14 protein-coding genes are annotated in these 18,198 nt (G+C 44.1%); 5 read left to right on the forward strand and 9 right to left on the reverse strand.

Features of this window, described 5'->3' with window-relative positions; all coding sequences use genetic code 11:
* Positions 1-78: 78 nt before the first annotated feature.
* The 3 genes from ACXAFJ_RS18205 to ACXAFJ_RS18215 are packed head-to-tail and all read right to left on the reverse strand — an operon-like array spanning position 79 to position 1,679.
* Positions 79-489 (reverse strand): VOC family protein, encoded by a 411-nt coding sequence (locus tag ACXAFJ_RS18205; RefSeq protein WP_475325389.1) that lies wholly within the window; start codon positions 487-489, stop codon positions 79-81.
* 37 nt (positions 490-526) lie between these two features.
* The gene (locus ACXAFJ_RS18210) at positions 527-1,072 is read right to left on the reverse strand and encodes a DUF924 family protein (RefSeq protein ID WP_475325391.1); all 546 of its coding nucleotides are present in this window, start codon (positions 1,070-1,072) and stop codon (positions 527-529) included.
* 58 nt (positions 1,073-1,130) lie between these two features.
* Positions 1,131-1,679 (reverse strand): MSHA operon transcriptional regulator, encoded by a 549-nt coding sequence (locus tag ACXAFJ_RS18215; RefSeq protein WP_475325392.1) that lies wholly within the window; start codon positions 1,677-1,679, stop codon positions 1,131-1,133.
* A 474-nt stretch (positions 1,680-2,153) separates the two neighbouring features.
* On the opposite strand from ACXAFJ_RS18215, the gene ACXAFJ_RS18220 reads away from it, so the two are divergent.
* The 4 genes from ACXAFJ_RS18220 to ACXAFJ_RS18235 all read left to right on the forward strand — a co-directional run bounded on the left by ACXAFJ_RS18220 (position 2,154) and on the right by ACXAFJ_RS18235 (position 9,992).
* Positions 2,154-5,435, forward strand: a complete 3,282-nt coding sequence (locus ACXAFJ_RS18220; RefSeq protein WP_475325394.1) for a hybrid sensor histidine kinase/response regulator — start codon at positions 2,154-2,156, stop codon at positions 5,433-5,435.
* A 230-nt stretch (positions 5,436-5,665) separates the two neighbouring features.
* On the forward strand, positions 5,666-7,636 hold the full coding sequence (locus ACXAFJ_RS18225; RefSeq protein WP_475325395.1) for a methyl-accepting chemotaxis protein: 1,971 nt from the start codon (positions 5,666-5,668) through the stop codon (positions 7,634-7,636).
* Positions 7,637-7,659: 23 nt separating this feature from the next.
* Positions 7,660-8,889: an ABC transporter substrate-binding protein gene (locus tag ACXAFJ_RS18230; RefSeq protein WP_475325396.1), complete on the forward strand. Its 1,230-nt coding sequence runs from the start codon at positions 7,660-7,662 to the stop codon at positions 8,887-8,889.
* Positions 8,890-9,140: 251 nt separating this feature from the next.
* Positions 9,141-9,992, forward strand: coding sequence for a DUF6279 family lipoprotein (locus ACXAFJ_RS18235; RefSeq protein WP_475325398.1), 852 nt, complete (start codon positions 9,141-9,143; stop codon positions 9,990-9,992).
* Positions 9,993-10,029: 37 nt separating this feature from the next.
* Here ACXAFJ_RS18235 and ACXAFJ_RS18240 read toward each other — a convergent pair whose 3' ends face one another.
* Positions 10,030-10,569 (reverse strand): L,D-transpeptidase family protein, encoded by a 540-nt coding sequence (locus ACXAFJ_RS18240; protein WP_475325399.1) that lies wholly within the window; start codon positions 10,567-10,569, stop codon positions 10,030-10,032.
* A gap of 226 nt (positions 10,570-10,795) precedes the next feature.
* On the opposite strand from ACXAFJ_RS18240, the gene ACXAFJ_RS18245 reads away from it, so the two are divergent.
* Positions 10,796-12,943: a GGDEF domain-containing protein gene (locus ACXAFJ_RS18245; protein WP_475325401.1), complete on the forward strand. Its 2,148-nt coding sequence runs from the start codon at positions 10,796-10,798 to the stop codon at positions 12,941-12,943.
* A gap of 25 nt (positions 12,944-12,968) precedes the next feature.
* Here the strand turns inward: ACXAFJ_RS18245 and ACXAFJ_RS18250 are convergent, their stop codons facing one another.
* From ACXAFJ_RS18250 to ACXAFJ_RS18270, 5 genes are all read right to left on the reverse strand, one after another.
* Positions 12,969-13,136, reverse strand: a complete 168-nt coding sequence (locus tag ACXAFJ_RS18250) for a hypothetical protein (protein ID WP_475325402.1) — start codon at positions 13,134-13,136, stop codon at positions 12,969-12,971.
* Positions 13,137-13,204: 68 nt separating this feature from the next.
* Positions 13,205-14,821 carry a BatD family protein gene (locus ACXAFJ_RS18255; RefSeq protein ID WP_475325403.1) on the reverse strand — a complete coding sequence of 539 codons (1,617 nt, stop codon included), beginning with the start codon at positions 14,819-14,821 and terminating at the stop codon, positions 13,205-13,207.
* Positions 14,815-16,761, reverse strand: coding sequence for a vWA domain-containing protein (locus ACXAFJ_RS18260; RefSeq protein ID WP_475325404.1), 1,947 nt, complete (start codon positions 16,759-16,761; stop codon positions 14,815-14,817). The genes ACXAFJ_RS18255 and ACXAFJ_RS18260 overlap by 7 nt, the downstream gene beginning before the upstream one ends.
* Positions 16,754-17,734, reverse strand: a complete 981-nt coding sequence (locus ACXAFJ_RS18265) for a vWA domain-containing protein (protein WP_475325406.1) — start codon at positions 17,732-17,734, stop codon at positions 16,754-16,756. The genes ACXAFJ_RS18260 and ACXAFJ_RS18265 overlap by 8 nt, the downstream gene beginning before the upstream one ends.
* On the reverse strand, positions 17,721-18,197 hold the full coding sequence (locus tag ACXAFJ_RS18270) for a DUF4381 domain-containing protein (RefSeq protein ID WP_475325407.1): 477 nt from the start codon (positions 18,195-18,197) through the stop codon (positions 17,721-17,723). Before ACXAFJ_RS18270 ends, ACXAFJ_RS18265 begins: the two co-directional genes overlap by 14 nt.
* Position 18,198 lies beyond the last annotated feature (1 nt).

The following is an 18,198-nucleotide window of genomic DNA, read 5'->3' on the forward strand; positions in this document are numbered from 1 at the left end:
GCAAAATGTCCTTAACTGGTTCTGTGTGGTCAAAGAGCACTACAAACTTCAGCAGGTATGAAAAGTACCTGCTGTTTTTTATTGTGGTTTGACTGGCTTTAACTCAATGACATTACCTTCTGGATCATCGATATAAATCGAACGACCAAACCCTTGTGCACCATAACGTTCTGCAAAGTCGGAATAGCTAACCTGATGTTGGTCCAAATAGGCGATAAGCTGTTCTTCGTCGAATGAGCTGATTTGAAAACACACATGGTCAATGTTTCTGCCATCTTGGCTTGGTGGTTTTCCACCTAGCCTGCCCAATTGACTGTCTACTGGAACAATATCGATGAGCGCGTTGCCTGCTCTCAGTTGGACAAGCCCCACCTCGTCAGGAAGGGTTCTTTCCACTTGGCAGTTTAAAACGGTTTGATAGAAATGGACCATGGCCTCAAGTTTGGACGTGCGCAACACCACGTGGTCAATAGCACAAATATTGATCATTAAAATCTCTGCATTTGATGAATTTGAAAAACTGTTATTAAAAGCTAGAGTTTGGTTGTGTTAAGAACGCAATCTCCGCTTCAGAACTTTCTCTACCTAATAGTTGGTTTCTATGTGGATAGCGACCAAATTGATCAATGATATCTTTGTGAAGTTTTTCAAAATGTTGCGTATTTTCGTTGGTATACGCAGCAAACAGTGTTTGCGCGTCTTGGTGTACTTCTAGCGACTCGCTGTGCATGTGTGGCAGTAAAAGAAAAGCACGTTGGTCGCTATTGAGAGAATCTAAGTCACCCAATTCGATTGCTTTTTTTGATAGCGCTAAAGCCAAATTATCTTGGGAAAAAGCTTCGGCCGTCCCTCGGTATACATTGCGAGAAAATTGGTCAAGCACCAGCACTTCAGCCAGCCGGCCATGTGGGGTGTCTCTCCAACTTGTGAGCTCACCTTCTTTGGCTAGCTGAAGAATTACGCCAAAGCGTTCCGTTACGAGTGCATCAAATTCTTCGGAAGACGTGAACCATTGGTCAGATTCAATTTCATTGAACCAAAAATTAATGACTTTCTCTGCTTCATCCTGCATGGTTCGCTCCTGTTACAAAAAAGCCCAGCGAGATGGCTGGGCTTGAATATTTTGTCGATTAAAAAACCGCTTTTTTTACGAAATAGGGGTTATCAAATTTTTTGGGTGACCCTAGTTCACTCACCACCAATTTGTTCCATAGATCGCGATCAAAGTCCATTTTAGGTATCGAGGGATACATGGTATCAAGCTCTTCATGAGCAAATCTCATAAAGTGCTTTTTCTTGATCTGATTGTATTTACGAGCCACTCGGTTGTGCTTTTGAATCCACTCCTTTTTGTATTCAATCAACTTAGGCTCAGCTTCTTCGAGCGGTACTCGAGTTAAATAAACGCGCTTGTAAGACACTTTACGGTCAATCATAGTACGCATAGCAGTTTGCAAATACTTACCATGGTTGGTGACGGAAATGTCGTCGTTTTCAAACAGTCTCACATGCCATCCGGTGGCAAACATATCGGATTGTCTGAACTTTTCATTACGAGCTTGTAAGGCCTGATGAAGAACGATATCAGAAGTCCCTTTAAGCGTTTTTTGCCATTTGCCAATACGAACTTGAAAAGCGTTCGGCAAACGGTAAATGTTAGTAAATTTGTCCTGGTCCATGAAATACACTAATAATTATTGCTCTTGGCTATGACTCAAAGCGACAGCCACACACTTACGCTCTGTGTCAATTAGCTTCCAAGCTGATTTTGATTGGGTGGCTGGATGTACCCAGCTCAAGTATTTATAAGTCAGTGTTTGCTTTTATTGGTGCTGCCATCCGTCAAGAAAGGGAAGGTTGAGCCCTGCGTTACTACCGACAATGAGTATTTTAGTGAAAAGACCAAGTACCCGCCACTTATCATTAGTAATAAATTAGTAAACTTTAATATTAGTAACAAAATTTTCATTTCTGAGATGAATACTGAAACAAATCTGTTTCAAATCAAAATAGAGAAACAGACACCAGTACAGAGGTTTACGAGTTATCGACTACACTTGTTTAATAACTCGGTATCATATTCATGAGCGATGCTTTCACTACGTACACTCTTCATTTTGCTGTTTGTTTTAATGGGCTCCTGTTCCGTGCTCATGTTTCAAAGTGCGCAAAAAGAGGCCGCACTGAGTGATGTATTGCAAGAAAGCAAAGACCAACTGAGAGAGTTCTACAGGCTGTCGTATGAGTTGAAAACGAGTTCAGATCATTTAACAAAGTTTGCTAGAGCATACGCGACAACAGGCGAATCACGATGGCTTGACTTGTTTAATCATGTACTGGACGTGAGACGTGGAGATGTACCTGAACCAAGTTACGATGACTACAGTTATTGGGATGTGGTCGTTGTGGAACCAAATATTCAAACGCTCCCAACATTGGGGGCTCAAAATACCTTATCTTTATTAACTCGCCTTCGTGATTCTGGCATTGAACCTTCTGAATTCGAATTGTTGAAAAGTGCACTGAGTTTATCTGACCAACTTGTTAAATTAGAAGAAAAAGCCTTCGATGCAGTACAAGGAGTTAAACGCGATGAGCTTGGCAATGCGGTCGAAAAGGTAGAACCAAACCTCGAACTGGCGACGCAAATTCTTTATAGCCCTCTTTATTTCAGCGAAAAAGCCAAGATCATGTCTGCGATCGGAGAGGCACACGAAACCATAGTGAGCCGGTTAGATCGACAAACAAAAGATCTGAGAAGACAGATGGCGGACCAAGAGATGTGGATGACGGTTTATGGTTTATCACTATTAATCGCGATTGGTTTGTCTTTTTTACTACTTTTCAAAGTCTACATTAACCCGATTTCACATCTACTCAAGCAGGTAGTTCACCACGTTAATAAACAAGACTTCAATTTCACAATTAAACAGCGTGCTTATGCCGAACTCAATCAATTCATTGCCAGCCTTAATCATGTGTTCCACCAGATTTCCACTCAACTAGCACATAGTACTCTAATAAAAGACTTCAACATTTTGCTGAGGAAGCAGCAAACGACTCAATCTTTGGCAGATGAGGTGACCTATTTTATAGGGGAAAACTTTACTGCCGACTTGATTGGGATTTACCTGTACCAAAAGCATGAATTGGTCAGAATTTCGGGAATTGGATACGGTGCGGAAAATGGCAACCTTGAACTGCAACGTGACAACTTGCTCCACAAGATTATCGACCAAAAAAAACACTTTGGCTTGTACGATCTAGAAGACAAACACGTGATGCAAGTGGGTGCAGGTGTCGTTCGGCTCAATGAATTGCACTTTTTCCCTTTGAGCGTTGGTGAAGAGACCATCGGTCTGGTCGAGGTCGGAACGTTAAACCGTCTAACAAATCAACAAATCGCTTGGTTAAGCGCGTTAACTCCCGATTTTGCGCTGAGTATTAAACTGGCGATTAACCTTGAATTAAAAAGTCAATCAGAACGAAGGTTGCTGGACCAGTCGGTACTCAACCAACATATTATCGATGCAGCGCCAAACCCCATGTACTGCATCGCGCAATCTGGCCATTTTGTTATGGTCAATGAGCGGTTTTGTCATCTGGTCGACGTCCCTCGAGCAGAGTTGCTGTCTATGAAATCTGAGTATGTGCTTAGCCAACACGTCTCTAAAGAATTTGCTCAGCAACATAAAAGGTCCCTGAAGTTAGGGGAAGTCCGGAATTATGAAATCTCGTTTAAAGAGAGCGAAAATCGGGACGTCAGCGAAACTGACTTTTTGGTGTACGAAGCCTCTGTGAATCAAGTCTTGGAATCAGAGCCCGGTATCGTGGGCGTTTTGATTGATATGTCGGCGCAAAAGCAGACAGAACATGAGCTGCGTCGGGCGAAAGAGTTGGCAGATTTGGTGAGTAAATCGAAAGATGATTTTCTCGCGAATATGAGCCACGAAATACGCACGCCGATGAACGCCATCATTGGCATGAGTCAGTTGGTTCTCACTACGCCGCTAAACGAAGAGCAAAAGAAATATCTGCAGAGAATCAATCAAGCCTCTCAGACCTTGTTGACCTTAGTGAATGACATTCTTGATTTTTCAAAAGCGAAGGCGGGAAAAATCGTTATGGAAAACTCGCCGTTTTCACTGCACGAGGTGATTGAAAATACCGTTTCTGTCGTGGCGATTACCGCCGATAAAAAAAGTATAAAATTTGTGGTGAATATTGCCCCGTCTATTCCGGACAGTTTAATTGGTGATTCCACCCGCCTCGGCCAAGTACTGGTCAATTTGTGCGGTAACGCAGTGAAATTTACCGAATCAGGCAGTGTTCATTTGAGAGTGTCGTTGACCAATAAAAATAACCGTAAAGTTGGTGTTAAGTTTGTGGTTGAAGATAGTGGAATCGGCATTGAAACCGAGAGAATACCCGAATTGTTCGATGCCTTTTCTCAAGCCGACAGTAGTATCACTCGTCAATACGGAGGAACGGGTCTGGGACTCAGTATCAGTCAAGAACTGGTCGCAAAAATGGGCGGGAATATAGAAGTTGCAAGTGAACTGGGTATTGGGTCTTGTTTTAGCTTTGATATTGAATATGACTACCAAACCAACAGCGATGATCTTTATCAGCGCTTTGCTTCGCACGCCGATAAAACGGTGTTACTTGTTGACCCAAATTCGAAGACGGCAAACTGGTTAGCTGAACTATTTCAGTCAGTAAATCTAAAGGTCGCTTTGGAAACGCACTTAACCAAGGCCAAGTTGGCGCTGTCGTCTCGCACTTTTGACTTCGTTTTTGTAAATAGCTACGACATGAGCCAAAACGCACTTAACGAAGTGCTGACTGTGATTAGGGCAGCTTCGTCGTCTATACCTGTTGTCCGCATCGCCAGGTATTGTGACAACTTGGAATTGTCAGATGAAACTAGGCATTTCTATCACGCAATTATGGAACTACCAATATTGCCCAGTGAGTTACTCCATGTTCTCGATAAAAGCCCTGAACAAGTATCGGAACAATCGTATTCTGAGTCACCAACTGTCCTAGCGCAGGACTTTAGTTTTAGTCATCAAAAAGTGCTAGTGGTGGAAGATAACTTGGTGAATAGAGAGCTTATCAGAGCCATGCTACTCCGAGTGGGCCTTGAACCTATTTGTGCAGATCATGGACAACAAGCACTCGAGATTTTGCAAAAACAATCTAACGACTTTTCATTGATACTCATGGATATGCAAATGCCAGTGATGGATGGGCTGACTGCAACACGCAAGATACGTGAAAATACTGCGTGGCGAGATATGGTCATCGTCGCGGTTACCGCAAACACTAGCGAAGCAGATGCGAAAGCGTGCTTTGACGCTGGAATGAATGATTTTGTGAGTAAACCCATCGACATCAATCACTTCAATCGTACCCTTGCCAAGTACATTTAAGAAAGATACCAGTCTAAAACAAATCGCACCCTTATCATCGCAATCGAAAAAACCAAATAAAATTATTTATTTCAATGGCTTAATGTTTTTGAGTTAAATTCGGTAATGGTTGCACATACGGCCATAGAATACCTGAATGTCAAAATTTCATTTCTTGTTAAAAAACTTTTGGTATTGGTCACATACTGGTCTAGTTTTAATTATAGAAATATATTTAAAGGGGTCAGGGTATGACATTAAGTGTGGTGCAACGTTCAGTTGTTGGCTCATTGATTATGTTGGGATTAGTTGCCGCACTGGGCGTTTTAAGTTACGTAAACTTTAGTCGTATTGAGACTAATATTGCCCAAGTAACCCAAGTTGCAACCCCTGTACTCGTCAACAACTCTCAACTGCAAAATTCTATTCTCCTTAGCCAACGTACCCTGTTGGAATACCTAAATTACGACGAACTTGAAGGGTTAACTGAGCTTAATGAGCAATTCGATAGTCAGAAACAAAGCTTTTTAACCTACCTTGAAGAAGCAGGGTCCTTGGTTTCGGATACCTCTGTGCTGGATAGTGTGAATGGTCTTGCGACCGACTATTTCAATCAATCAGAAGAAATGATGATGGTGCATTTGTCGCTGCTTGAGGTCCGCAGTCAACTAATCGAAACACGCAGTGAGTTTGCCAAACACGAAGATGCCTTTAGAAATGTGTCGGAATTGATGTTAGAGAGAGCAAGTAAAAGTCGATCGCTCTCTAACAAAGTGGAACGTTTATTGTCCGGTATTAAACGTGACCTGAGTAACCTCCGAGCCGCGAGACCTGATGCAGACCTAGACAAAATCATCGCCCAATTTGATCGCAATATTCAGCTTTCTAAACAAGGAATCAAAAAAATCAAACTCCCAGCGGGGGTCGTAAAGCGATTTGAAACCACGATTGGCCGTCTTGAAACAGCGGGTGTGTCTGAGACTGGCATGATTCAGCTAATGATCAAAGATCGAATGCTAGTTCGAGACATACGCGAGCGCATTCAATTGGCTCAAGCGACAACCAGGCAAATGGAAGAGTTGTTGTCGCAACTTACTGAACGTGCGTTGTCCGCCGTAAATCAGACAGGCGATACCACTGAAAAAGCTGTGAAATCAGCCAACCTTTTGATAATCGCAGTGGCGACGGCTTCCGCTGTCGTCGCGGCACTAATCGGCTTTACGACCTCAAGAGCCATTCAAAAGCCTTTCAAGCGTATCAACCGCGTATTGGAGAACATGGCCAAGGGTGACATGACGGATAGAGTCAACTATCAAAGTAGTGATGAGTTTGGACAGCTATCTAGATCGATTGATGAGCTAGTTACGGAGATGAGTGAAGTACTCACGAAAATAAATTCAGGGTCAGATAGTTTGGCGGAAGAGGCACAAAACGCCTCCAAAATCAGTGAAGCTACTATGGACAAAGTTTCCCGCCAAAAAGGTCAGATCGAACAGATTGCTGCTGCAATTTCCGAAATGGAAGTCAGCGTGACAGAGGTATTCCGTTCGACGGAACAATCTCAAAATGAAGTTGAAATGGCCTACACCGATACTCAAGGAAGTCGACAACAGGTGGAAAACAACCTCAATCTTGTCGAGCAGTTGATGGAGTCGACCAACCAAGCGGTAGAGATCACCCACAAATTGGAAAGCTTCAGTGACAACATCGGCAGTATTTTGGACGTAATTCGGGGCATTGCAGAGCAAACCAATTTATTGGCATTGAACGCGGCAATAGAAGCTGCACGGGCGGGTGACCATGGTCGCGGGTTTGCCGTTGTGGCAGATGAGGTACGTACGTTGGCCACTCGAACTCAAGAATCCACAGTTGAAATTCAAGCCATGATTGAAAACCTACAAGCGAGCTCTGAACAAGTGGTAGGTGTTATGTCAGCCAGCCAAACCAAAACCGAAGAGTGTGTGGCGCAAAGTCGGATCACAGATGAGACCTTACAGCAGGTTGCCAAGCGGATGGAAGTCCTCAAAGAAATGAGCATACAAGTTGCTCATGCCTCGCAAGAACAAATTCAAGTAAGTAAAGAGATTGCAGTCAATATCAACGGCATCGCAGATGTCTCGTTGGAAACTGAAATGGAAGCTCGTGGTGCAGCATCAGTCAGTGATGTGCTAGCGCAACTAGCAGAGCAGCAACGAACCTTGGTACATCGGTTCAAGCTGTAGTTGGTAATATACAGGAGAAAACTATGAAACCTTCGTTAAAGCTAACTTTACTTGCCTCTTTGGCGTTGCCAATGGGAGTGCAAGCTGCCACTTTGACATTGGAGAGTTGGCGAGAAGATGCTGAAATTTGGGATAACACCATTATCCCAGCATTTAACAAAGCTCATCCAGACATTAAGGTGGAATACAAACACACAGTTGCGACGGATTACAACAGCCAACTAAACGCCGGGTTAGCTGCTGGATCGGCAGGTGATATAATCACTTGTCGACCTTTCGATGATTCACTCAAACTCTATCAAGATGGTCATCTTTTAGATTTGACTGACTTAGAGGGTATGGAAAACTTCCCGTCATTTGCTCAATCAGCTTGGCAAACCGATGATGGTTCAGTGACGTTCTGTTTACCACTTGCATCAGTAATTCATGGTTTCTTCTACAACAAATCTGTATTTGCAGAACTTGGGCTGTCAGAACCACAGACAGTGGACGAATTTATGATGGTGCTAGACAAAGTTAATGCGAGTGGAAAATATACGCCAATCGCAATGGGCACTAATGATAAATGGGAAGCCGCCACTATGGGCTTCCAAAACATTGGGCCAAACTATTGGAAAGGGGAAGATGGACGTCTCGGTGTTATTGACGGTGAAGAAAAGCTCAGCGAAGCGCAATACGTCGCGGTGTTTGAGCAGCTAGCCAAATGGTCGCCGTACATGGGTGAAGGCTATCAAACTCGTACCTACAATGATGCCATCGCCATGTTTGGTGCCGGAGAAGCCGCGATTTATCCAGCTGGTTCATGGGATATTTCAGCCTTTAACACCAAAATTGACCTAGGTGTCTTTAGACCGCCAGTATTGGCAGCTGGAGATGACTGTTTTATTAGTGACCATACCGATATTGGTATTGGTATCAATGCCAATAGTGCCAACAAAGAAGCCGCCATGGCGCTTCTGCAATGGATGACCTCAGAAGAATTTGCGGGCTTGTTAACCAACTCGCTTCCAGGATTCTTCTCATTGTCTAACCATTTTATTGATGTGTCTGATCCAACTGCTCAGAGCATGATTAGTTGGCGTGATACTTGTGACTCTACAATCCGTAACTCGTACCAAATTCTTAACCGTGGTGAACCAAGCCTTGAGCTAGAAATTTGGGAAACCAGCGTTAGTGTTATCAATGGTTCGATGACACCGGGTGATGCTGCAAACCGACTACAAAGCGGATTGGAAGGTTGGTATCAACCTTAATAATCTATCGATGTTAAAAGGGGCGAAAGCCCCTTTTTTCGTTTTGAACGAACTCCGTACAGCCACTTTTGCTCAAAAGCGCCTCTCTGGACATTCTGTCACACAGCGCTACTTGCTTATTTAAAATGACTTAGACACACTGAGATGTCTCAAAAAGCGGCTTAAGGTTGTTTCTGTTTCAACTCACCTTTAGCAATCCAAACAAAACATCTCTGCGTACAAGGCAAGGATAACCAAGTAGGTAGTGAACCATGTTAAAAAAGTGGCTAATAGCGAGCTTAACGGCTCTGACAATGGCGGGCTGTGGATCTCAAGTTGTTTATAGCAACTTGGACTGGATAATTATTGAGTTTGTCGAAGATTATGTTGAGCTTACCGATGAGCAAGAAGACTTAGCAACCGAAAAAATTAATCGCTTGCTTCAATGGGCTGCGAAAGAAGAGGTACCTAAGTACCTAGCGCATATTGACGATATAAAGGGGATAAATGTTCAGAGTATTGATGAGCAAAATTATCTCGCTCAGGAGGAACGCGCTGAGGCCCATTGGTTACGGATTGTTGATAAAGTTATACCTGAAGTTACCGAAATTGTCGCGACCTTCAACGACGATCAGGTAAGTGAACTTATGGATAATATCCGTGAGAATCATACCGAGTATAAACAAGAAGTCGTAAAACGCACCAAACAAGACTCTTATGACCGTTATGTCGACAACATATCCGATTCGTTTGAGACATGGTTTGATGGCCCCAATAAACAGCAAAAAGCATTGATTGAAAAATGGGCAGGTGAGTTAGAAATTGCTTCACCAGAGTGGGTTGAGTTTCAAACTCATTCTCGTATTCGACTCAAGCAAGCATTGAGAAACCGAACTGATACCGTTGCATTGGAAGCGGTGTTTAAAGAACTGGTTACCGATCCTGAGGATAGGTTCTCTGGCGAACTGAAACGAAAAGCAGATCATAACGAAACAACCAGTCTGACGTATTTCATGCAAGCTCTGACGCTTATGGAACCCAAGCAAGTAGAAACCTTTCACGATGAGCTCGACGATTGGGTGGAAATTTTACAAGATTTCCAAACTTACTTTGTGAATCAATAGCCTTTGCGAATCGCTAGCCTTTGCCAGTCGCTAGCAGTTACCACGCAATCTCGATAATGGTTCCCGAAGGGACGAGGTCGATAAAAATGTCCATTTCTTCATTGGAAAGCGCAATGCAGCCGTCTGTCCAGTCGAAGCTTTGGATAAACTGAGCGGGCCTCGTTTCATCGTTCGCTAAACCGTGAATTTTGATATCGCCTCCCGGACTTTTTCCTCGGCTTAAGGCGTATGCCTTATCTGCATGATTGGGGTAGTTGATGTGGACCGAGCGATAAAAATCTGATTCATTGTTGACGTAAGTGATTTGGTAGCGACCTTCTGGTGTTTTCTGATCGCCTTCAAACTGTTTGTGACCTTTAGGTTGGCCACCCAGTGCCACTCTAAACTCATTGGTTATCTCACCATTAGACCATAGATACATTCGGCGTTTTGACTTATCTACCGTTACTTTCTGGACTATCTGTTTGGTTGCTAACGTTTTGTCTATTTTCGCTAATGCCGGGGAAAAAAACGATTGGCCAAGCACCCAAGCGGCAAAAACAAAGACAGTTATCTGGTTTACAGGCATTTTTGGCATAAGATCACACGTGCTTAGTGAAAAAATGAGTTGTTGAGTCAAATAACACAATCCAATAGGTGAAATTTGTCGCTTTACCTTCAAAAAATTGTAATCAAACTCCCGAAAAAGTCATCCTTATTGGGTGAAATGAGATTTAGTTAACAACGAGTGTGTAATTCGTTTGATTGCATAATACTAACTCGCCATGATGAGACAAAGTTCGGATGTGTGAATAGTTTAAAAAATGATCTCGCGAAACCTAATGAAAGATGCCAGTGCTGCTAGAAGCCATAAACTGCTAGCGGATACTTTGTTTGGTTATTTACAAGAGATCATTGAAGTTGATTCAGTAGTCATTGCATACGCGCCAAGTGTCAATGGAAACGCTCATGCTAAAGCCATTTTTACGTACGCCGAACCGTCAAAGTTAAAACCCATTCCAGATATCTTTTGGTCTTGGGTTGCTCAGTTCGATACCAGTGATGGTCTTCTTCCCATATCAATGAACCCATTCGAATGGGATCACACCGAGTCAATCCACAAAGATTCTTATATTTTCATGTTGGACAATCGACCAGACCGTCGTACCTACGTGCTGTTAGAAGGTGCGAATCCGGATAAGGTTCAACAGGCCAACCACAGTGACGGCTTAGATGGACTACAACTTATCGCAGCCCGCTGGCAGTGTGTTCGCGCCGAGTCTGAGGCCTCTAAAGAGTTTAAGCTGCGCGATGTGAAAGAAGCCAAACATCTCGACGTGATCGAGCAACGCGAGTTGTTTATTTCATCGATGAGAATGGTGCAACAAACTGCGATGGAGTTGTCTAGCCTCTCGACGCTTGACGAAATTCATCGCTTGGCAGTGGAGGCGTTGCGAGAAAAACTGGGTTTTGATCGCGCGGTTTTCATGTTGTTGGACATTAAAAAGCGCTGTTTTAACGGTACTTATGGAACCAACGATCAAGGTGAAACGGTCGATGAGCACCATACTCAATATGACCTACATCAGATGGAAGAAACTTTCCTTGATGGGCTATTCGGTGACGAAAAAACCTTGATTGTCATTGACGGTGCGCCTTTATACAGCGCCGGCCAAGTAAAAGGTCAGGGTTGGAATGCCATGCTGATCCTTCGCGATGAAGAGGAAGTATTTGGATGGATTGCCATTGATAACTTAATCAATCGTGCGCCGATTTCCTCTTATCAAAAACAAATGCTGGAGTCGTTTGGCTCCATTTTGTCTCAGGTCTACATACGCAAGCGTCAAGAACAAAATATTAGAATGCTGCATGCCAGTATGGTTGAGTTGTCACGTTGTGCTGACGTAAATAGCGTTTGCAAAACGGCGACTCAATACGCGATTGAAAAAATGGGCATTGATAGATTCGCGGTGTTCCTCACCGACAAAGATTGCTCGTACATGCAAGGCACATGGGGAACGGATATCAAAGGCAAACTTACCGATGAGTCTTATTACAAAGCTTCGTCGGATGGCTGCTCAATTGTTCACCTCGCAAAACAGTATCCAAATGAGGTGGTGTTTCAAGAATCGGTGCCCATCTATCACGATTTTCAAGTCGTTGGCTTAGGTTGGAGCGCCATGACCATGTTAACCAGCAACGACGGTGAGCCTATTGCTTTTTTGGCTGCGGATAACTTGTTAAAGCGCAAGCCGCTTACCCAACAGTTGCGCGAAGTTATCCGTATGTTTGCTTCTAACTTAACGGAAGTCATGCTTAAGGCTAGAGCTCAGGAAGCTGTGCATGCACTCAACGAATCGTTAGAACAACAGGTTGTCGAGCGTACGGCAGAATTGCAAGAAGCCAATGCCAAGCTCGAGCTCATGTCAAAGATGGACCCGTTGACACGTTTGGGCAATCGCAGAATGTTGGAAGAGCTACTTGCTAAAGCTTGTGATGGTCGTGAGGGTAACCAAGTTGAGACCTATGCGTTAATACTATTAGATATTGATTACTTTGGCTTATACAACAATGAATATGGCCACATGCAGGGCGATATTGCACTAATGCGGATAGGAAACCTGTTACAAAACCACGCATCTTCAAACGGTGAAGTCTTTTGCAGGATTGGTGGAGAAGAATTTGCTCTACTGCTGACAGGAAAAAGCGAAAAGTCGGTGTCAGAGGTTTCTGAAAGAATTCGCCGTTGTATCGAAAAAGAAGCGATGTCCCATCGAGCAAATAAAGTGTCTGAATACTTAACCGTTTCAATCGGCTATACAGTCACGAAAATGCAAGCGACTCAATTTGATTTTGATGTGTTGTATGCCAGGGCAGATAAAGCACTATACAAAGCCAAGCAGAATGGACGAAATCGAGTGGTGAGTTATCAATCTTTGAAGGTTGAACCAAGACAAATAGAATCGGCCTGATCACAAATCGTTCATACCAAGCCTGCTATGGTGTTATAGAGAAAATATCCTTATCAGAGTACCCCATATCGCGATACTGGCGCAGTGCGTCTTCTCTTGATATTGCTTCAAGTTCTACTTGTGCCATACCTGTACCATTAAAAAACAAAATGACATACAGCTGACTTTGATCAGTTTGTTCCAATGCTGACACGCCGCCTCCAATGACTTAAAATAGGTCGCTTACCAATAGAAAATCTGCCAACCACCTTCCAATAAGCGTTACAGAGTTGCTAGATTACTCGTTTTGCTATTAGGAAGTTTGGTTGTTTTCTTGCAATTCTTCAATATCTCAATGAGCCTTTTATTACTCCAAGACGATTGGTCCAAAGAGTAATGTGATTGGTGCATCTGCGCCAATTCAGTAGATATCGCATTGCTAAGCTCTGCTGGAATCATACTGTCGCTTTGTAAGAGTAGTGTCAGACTGTCATTAATTTTTGCGCAGTCCTCTGATTCAACAACAGAAATAGCATGGTCGATTGGCGATAAGTCGCGTGTTTGAACTTTAGCAGTGGTGGTCATTTTGTTTAGATGACGCTGTTTGAGCAATAAAGCTAACGTGGTGAGCCACAGAAACGCAAAGCAAAGCGTTGAAATGGGCCACCATAGGTTTGTTGATGTTTCGGTAACAGTCGTTGATTTAGATTGAGTTAATATTGGCTGAGTAACCGCGTTTTCAATGGGTAAAACGACCATCTCTACTGAGTTCAACTCAGCGTTTTGCATCTGATCAGATTCGGTATTCCACCAATTTACGTTTATACCTGGAAGCGTATAGTCCCCTTGATTCTGGGCTACAATGACATGTTTTATAGACATGGAACTGCTCTGAACACCATTAGAGCGAAATAGCGGTTTTTCAGGGTAGTTTTGCAACCCCGCCGGATAAGTGATTTGTATATCGGGCAGTTGCTCTATAGTGATGCCGGAAGCCGTAAGTGTAATGATACGTGTCAACGCTTGACCTTGCTCCAGCGATAAGTTGTCAATAGATACTTGGTCACCATTGCTATCGATAAACTGCTGGCTGATTTCAAGACTCTTCGCGGGTAACCACATCCCTTGATAATTCTCTGGCTTGGCATTGACGGTTATCTCAGGAGACTCACTGACGAGATTAAAGTTGTGTTGCAGGACACGATTATTACTCGGATCTCGATAAAAATAGGTACCAGAAAAAGTACTGGGTGAGACGGTTACTCGACCAGCGTTTTCAGCTTGGAATAGAAACTTCTGCTCAACTAAGGTAATTCGACGGCCATTGCGAATCTTCTCACTTTGCTGCGCTTCACCCACCTTAGTTAATGTTCCTTGCTCGACAACAGGCTCAGAAATTTGGGTATTCTGTAGCTGCCTTGTATTCGCAAGCACCTCGACGGTTAATGTAACTTCGGTCGATTCTTGTGGCATCAAGCTAGTTTTGGCAACGCTTAGTTTGATGGCCCCTATGTCTTCATCGGCTATCTCAGCCACTTGATTTACGACTTGGATAGCGATCTCCGCACTTTGCAGTTGACCAACACTAAGACTGGGAATTTTTACTATGCCGAGAGACTGCGCTGCAATTGGGATTACCCATTGAGAGCGGTTAAACGATCGACCATTGATAGAGTTTCTCGAACTGGAAAATCGAGGTGTACCCAGATAAAACCCTTGTTTAAGCGAAGATAAATCCAATGCGTCACGCTTTACGATATCGGTGACTAAGACCACCAACTCAAACACTTCATTTTTCGCGACTTTATTTTTACTGACCGTAACTTGGATATCACTTGCGTAGGCGTGAGAGATAAAAAAAGACAGCAGTAACAAAAGAGATTTGCATGCCCTTACCATAGTTTGCCCTCTTGCTCTGGTGTTTGTCGGCTTTCTGCTTGGATTAACAGTTGTGATCGCAGCAGTTGGCTAGGATCTCGAGCTTGTTCAATTTGTTCTAACTTTCTCATGTTAATGTCGGCTTCAGTGATTTGACCTTGGCTATGAGCGGTATTGCTCTCATCGGAAGCTTTATCAGGTTGTTGGCTTACATCGTCAGCAGTACTTGTTTTACCGAGCTCTTGGTTGGTTTGTTCAGCTCGCGTCTCTGAGTTTTGTTGCGCCGAAGACGGGTTTTGTGGGTCATTTTCAGAGGCTGATTCATTGTTTTGCTGTGAGTCAGCAGTGTTATTTGTGCTATTACCCGACTCGGAATTTTGTCCAGACTTCTCTTGACTACTCGACTCAGAGCTTTCATTTTGTTGCTGTTGCTGTTGCTGTTGCTGTTGCTGTTGCTGTTGCTGTTGCTGTTGCTGTTGCTGTTGCTGTTGCTGTTGCTGTTGCTGTTGCTGTTGCTGTTGCTGTTGCTGTTGCTGTTGCTGTTGCTGTTGCTGTTGCTGTTGCTGTTGCTGTTGCTGTTGCTGTTGCTGTTGCTGTTGCTGTTGCTGTTGCTGTTGCTGTTGCTGTTGCTGTTTCAGCGCCTCGGCAACCAGATTGCGATTAAATTGACCATCTTGATGATTTGAGTTGCGCTCTAGTAGCTGATCAAAAATATCGAGAGATTTTTGTAGCTGTCCTGCTTTGGCAAGTGCTGTCGCCTGGTTGTATAACCCTTGGTCTGATATATCGTTGGCAAAATGTTCAGCGGCTTGTTCCCAGTTTTCAAGCCGTGCCTGCGTAGCACCTTTCCATTCAGGATTTGTGAACAACTCACTGGCACTTTGGTAATCACCTTGCTTGAACGCCGCAAAACCCGCTTGGTCTTGAGTTAAAAAAGGGCTTGCCTCGGAAATGGCAGGTGACAAGGTGGTGATGCTAAGCAAAACGAGCAACACACCGCGTCTAAACAGCGCGGCAACCGGGAGTAAAAGTAATGGCAACAGCCAAATCCCGTGATTAACTCGAACGGTTTGAGTTGCTTGTATGTCTTGGCTATCCATACTCGCAAAGCTAAAGTCGAGAATCTGATCAACATCAGTATTGTCTGCAGCGATTGGATACCAATTACCGTTCACCCCTTGGGTCAGCGACTCGAACGCCGCAAAGTCGCTGGTGGCTATCGCTGGGGCTCCGTTTTCTTGGTGAAGTAGTTTGCCATTAGGTAAGCGAATTGGAGCGCCGGATTCAGTGGCTACGGCAATGACATCGAGTCGCCAGTCCCCCTGATTAACCAAATCTTCGACACTTGAGACTTGGCTGTCCGTTACTTCGTCGCTGATGACAATCAAATGGCCGCGATCGGCTCCAGCGTCTCGAACTAAATTCTGAGCAAGCTCAACGGCGGCAGGTAAGTTGGAGCCGGGGTAGGGCATAATCGCCGGACTCAGTTCTTTCATTTGCGAAATAATGGTTTGAGTATCTCTCGTCACCGGAGTAATTACATAAGCATCACCAGCGTAGGCGATTAAGCCCACTTGACCGTCTTTCCAGCCATTGAGCAAATCCGTCGCTTTAAATTTAGCTCGAGTTAACCTGTCTGGCGTAATGTCGTTGGCATACATAGATAGCGACATATCTAAGATAATCACTTTCACCTCGCCATTTTGAAAACTCGGTCTTTTCTCATGAGAAAAAGACGGCCCAGCTAAAGCGATGATGGCGATAAAAAACCACATAAAAACGACGAATACACCAATCGGTTTTCTGTGGCTTTGACCAATATTTTTGGCCAAATGTGGCGCGATCAGATTCGTTTGAATGTTACTGCGTTTGAGAAAGATTAAGACGGCAGCCAACGGAATCAAAAGCAGTAAGGCAACTGGGTATAAAAAGACAAATGAAGTCAGGGCTGACTCAGACATACTGCCTCCTTAATCCAAGTAGGACCAGCAGTAATGTCATTGCAATCGAAAGCGGTAGAGCGAACCATTCCGTTTGTGGTCGCCAAAAAACGTCGGCTTGTTTAATGGGCTCTATGCTGTGAATGGTGTCATAAATAGTGGCGAGGTCTTTTGCATCTCGAGCGCGAAAATACTGCCCGTCAGTAACCGAAGCGATGTTCATCAATAGCTTTTCATCGAGATCTTGCGCCGTGTTGACTACCTCGTTACCAAAAAAGCCGCGAACTTCCATCTCGCCCGCGCCTACACCTATGGTGTGAATTTTTGTGTTATATGAGTGGGCAATATTGGCTGCCTCTAGGGGATCCAGCACACCAGCGGTATTTGAGCCATCACTAAGCAGAATAATCAGTCTTTGCTCTGCTTCGCTGTCAACAAAGCTTTTGGTGGCCAAGCCGAGTCCGTCTCCAATGGCGGTAGACTGTCCAATCATACCAATGCGCATTTCATTCAATTGCTTAACTAGCGTTTTGCTATCTAACGTGAGAGGTGTTTGCAAATAGGCGTGGTCGGAAAACAATGTCAGTCCAATGCGATCGCCCTGTCGTTTGGAAACAAACTCACTGACTACTTGTTTGACCGCGGTTAACCGATCAACGTAGTTCGACCCAGATTGCATGTCTTCTTTACTCATCGAGTAAGACAAATCGACAACCAACATTAAGTCTCTGTGTTCGAGTTGCTGTCTGATCGGTTCGCCTAACACGACAGGCCTAGCGCAAGCCGTGATCAGGCCTAGCCATGCGATGCTGGCAAGCGCGATGGCCAGTCGGTTACTGCGCTGTGGTGACAGGGAATCATGCGGAATGAAGGGTAGGTAAATTCCTTGCTCCGATTTAACCTGCGGTGCAAAAAACCAAATCAAGAAAGGAAGTGGTAACAGCACAAAAACAGGCCACCACAACCATGCGATGTTCCATTCACTGACCAACACGTTTCAATTGTCTCCGTGTTGGGGGTAATGCGTTCTCAAGCCAGATACGACAATGTTCTACAAGCTCTTCGGTATGTATAGGTTCATGTTGATACAAAGCCAAGTTCCATTTTTCTTGGTTGACCGCAAAAAGCGGGTCTTTTAGCTGAGCATCTAAAAATTGATACCATTCAGACCCTGTCAAACTGGCTACTTTTGCACGGGGAAAATAAGAAAGTGTGGCCTGACGAACCAACTCGATAGCACTAGATGGCGTGTTCGATGACTTTAGCATTGACAATGCAGCTCGCTTTGCAGCCAATTTTTTTTGTCGCCTCTTGAACCAAACGACGGCGAATATCGCAATTAGCAAGACAGTAAACATGGATGCCCACCATCCCCATGCGAGTGGAAACCAACCGATATCTTCAGGCAGGTGGATATCTCTTAGTTGTTCTAGCAAAGGCTGGGATGACTGTGACATG

Source organism: Vibrio sp. ABH4_348 (assembly GCF_056159765.1).

Bases quoted from the DNA above. Each gene is read 5' to 3' on its own strand.
- ACXAFJ_RS18205 (WP_475325389.1), bottom strand. From the start codon at position 489: ATGATCAATATTTGTGCTATTGACCACGTGGTGTTGCGCACGTCCAAA.
- ACXAFJ_RS18210 (WP_475325391.1), bottom strand. From the start codon at position 1,072: ATGCAGGATGAAGCAGAGAAAGTCATTAATTTTTGGTTCAATGAAATT.
- ACXAFJ_RS18215 (WP_475325392.1), bottom strand. From the start codon at position 1,679: ATGGACCAGGACAAATTTACTAACATTTACCGTTTGCCGAACGCTTTT.
- ACXAFJ_RS18220 (WP_475325394.1), top strand. From the start codon at position 2,154: ATGTTTCAAAGTGCGCAAAAAGAGGCCGCACTGAGTGATGTATTGCAA.
- ACXAFJ_RS18225 (WP_475325395.1), top strand. From the start codon at position 5,666: ATGACATTAAGTGTGGTGCAACGTTCAGTTGTTGGCTCATTGATTATG.
- ACXAFJ_RS18230 (WP_475325396.1), top strand. From the start codon at position 7,660: ATGAAACCTTCGTTAAAGCTAACTTTACTTGCCTCTTTGGCGTTGCCA.
- ACXAFJ_RS18235 (WP_475325398.1), top strand. From the start codon at position 9,141: ATGTTAAAAAAGTGGCTAATAGCGAGCTTAACGGCTCTGACAATGGCG.
- ACXAFJ_RS18240 (WP_475325399.1), bottom strand. From the start codon at position 10,569: ATGCCAAAAATGCCTGTAAACCAGATAACTGTCTTTGTTTTTGCCGCT.
- ACXAFJ_RS18245 (WP_475325401.1), top strand. From the start codon at position 10,796: ATGATCTCGCGAAACCTAATGAAAGATGCCAGTGCTGCTAGAAGCCAT.
- ACXAFJ_RS18255 (WP_475325403.1), bottom strand. From the start codon at position 14,821: ATGGTAAGGGCATGCAAATCTCTTTTGTTACTGCTGTCTTTTTTTATC.
- ACXAFJ_RS18260 (WP_475325404.1), bottom strand. From the start codon at position 16,761: ATGTCTGAGTCAGCCCTGACTTCATTTGTCTTTTTATACCCAGTTGCC.
- ACXAFJ_RS18270 (WP_475325407.1), bottom strand. From the start codon at position 18,197: ATGTCACAGTCATCCCAGCCTTTGCTAGAACAACTAAGAGATATCCAC.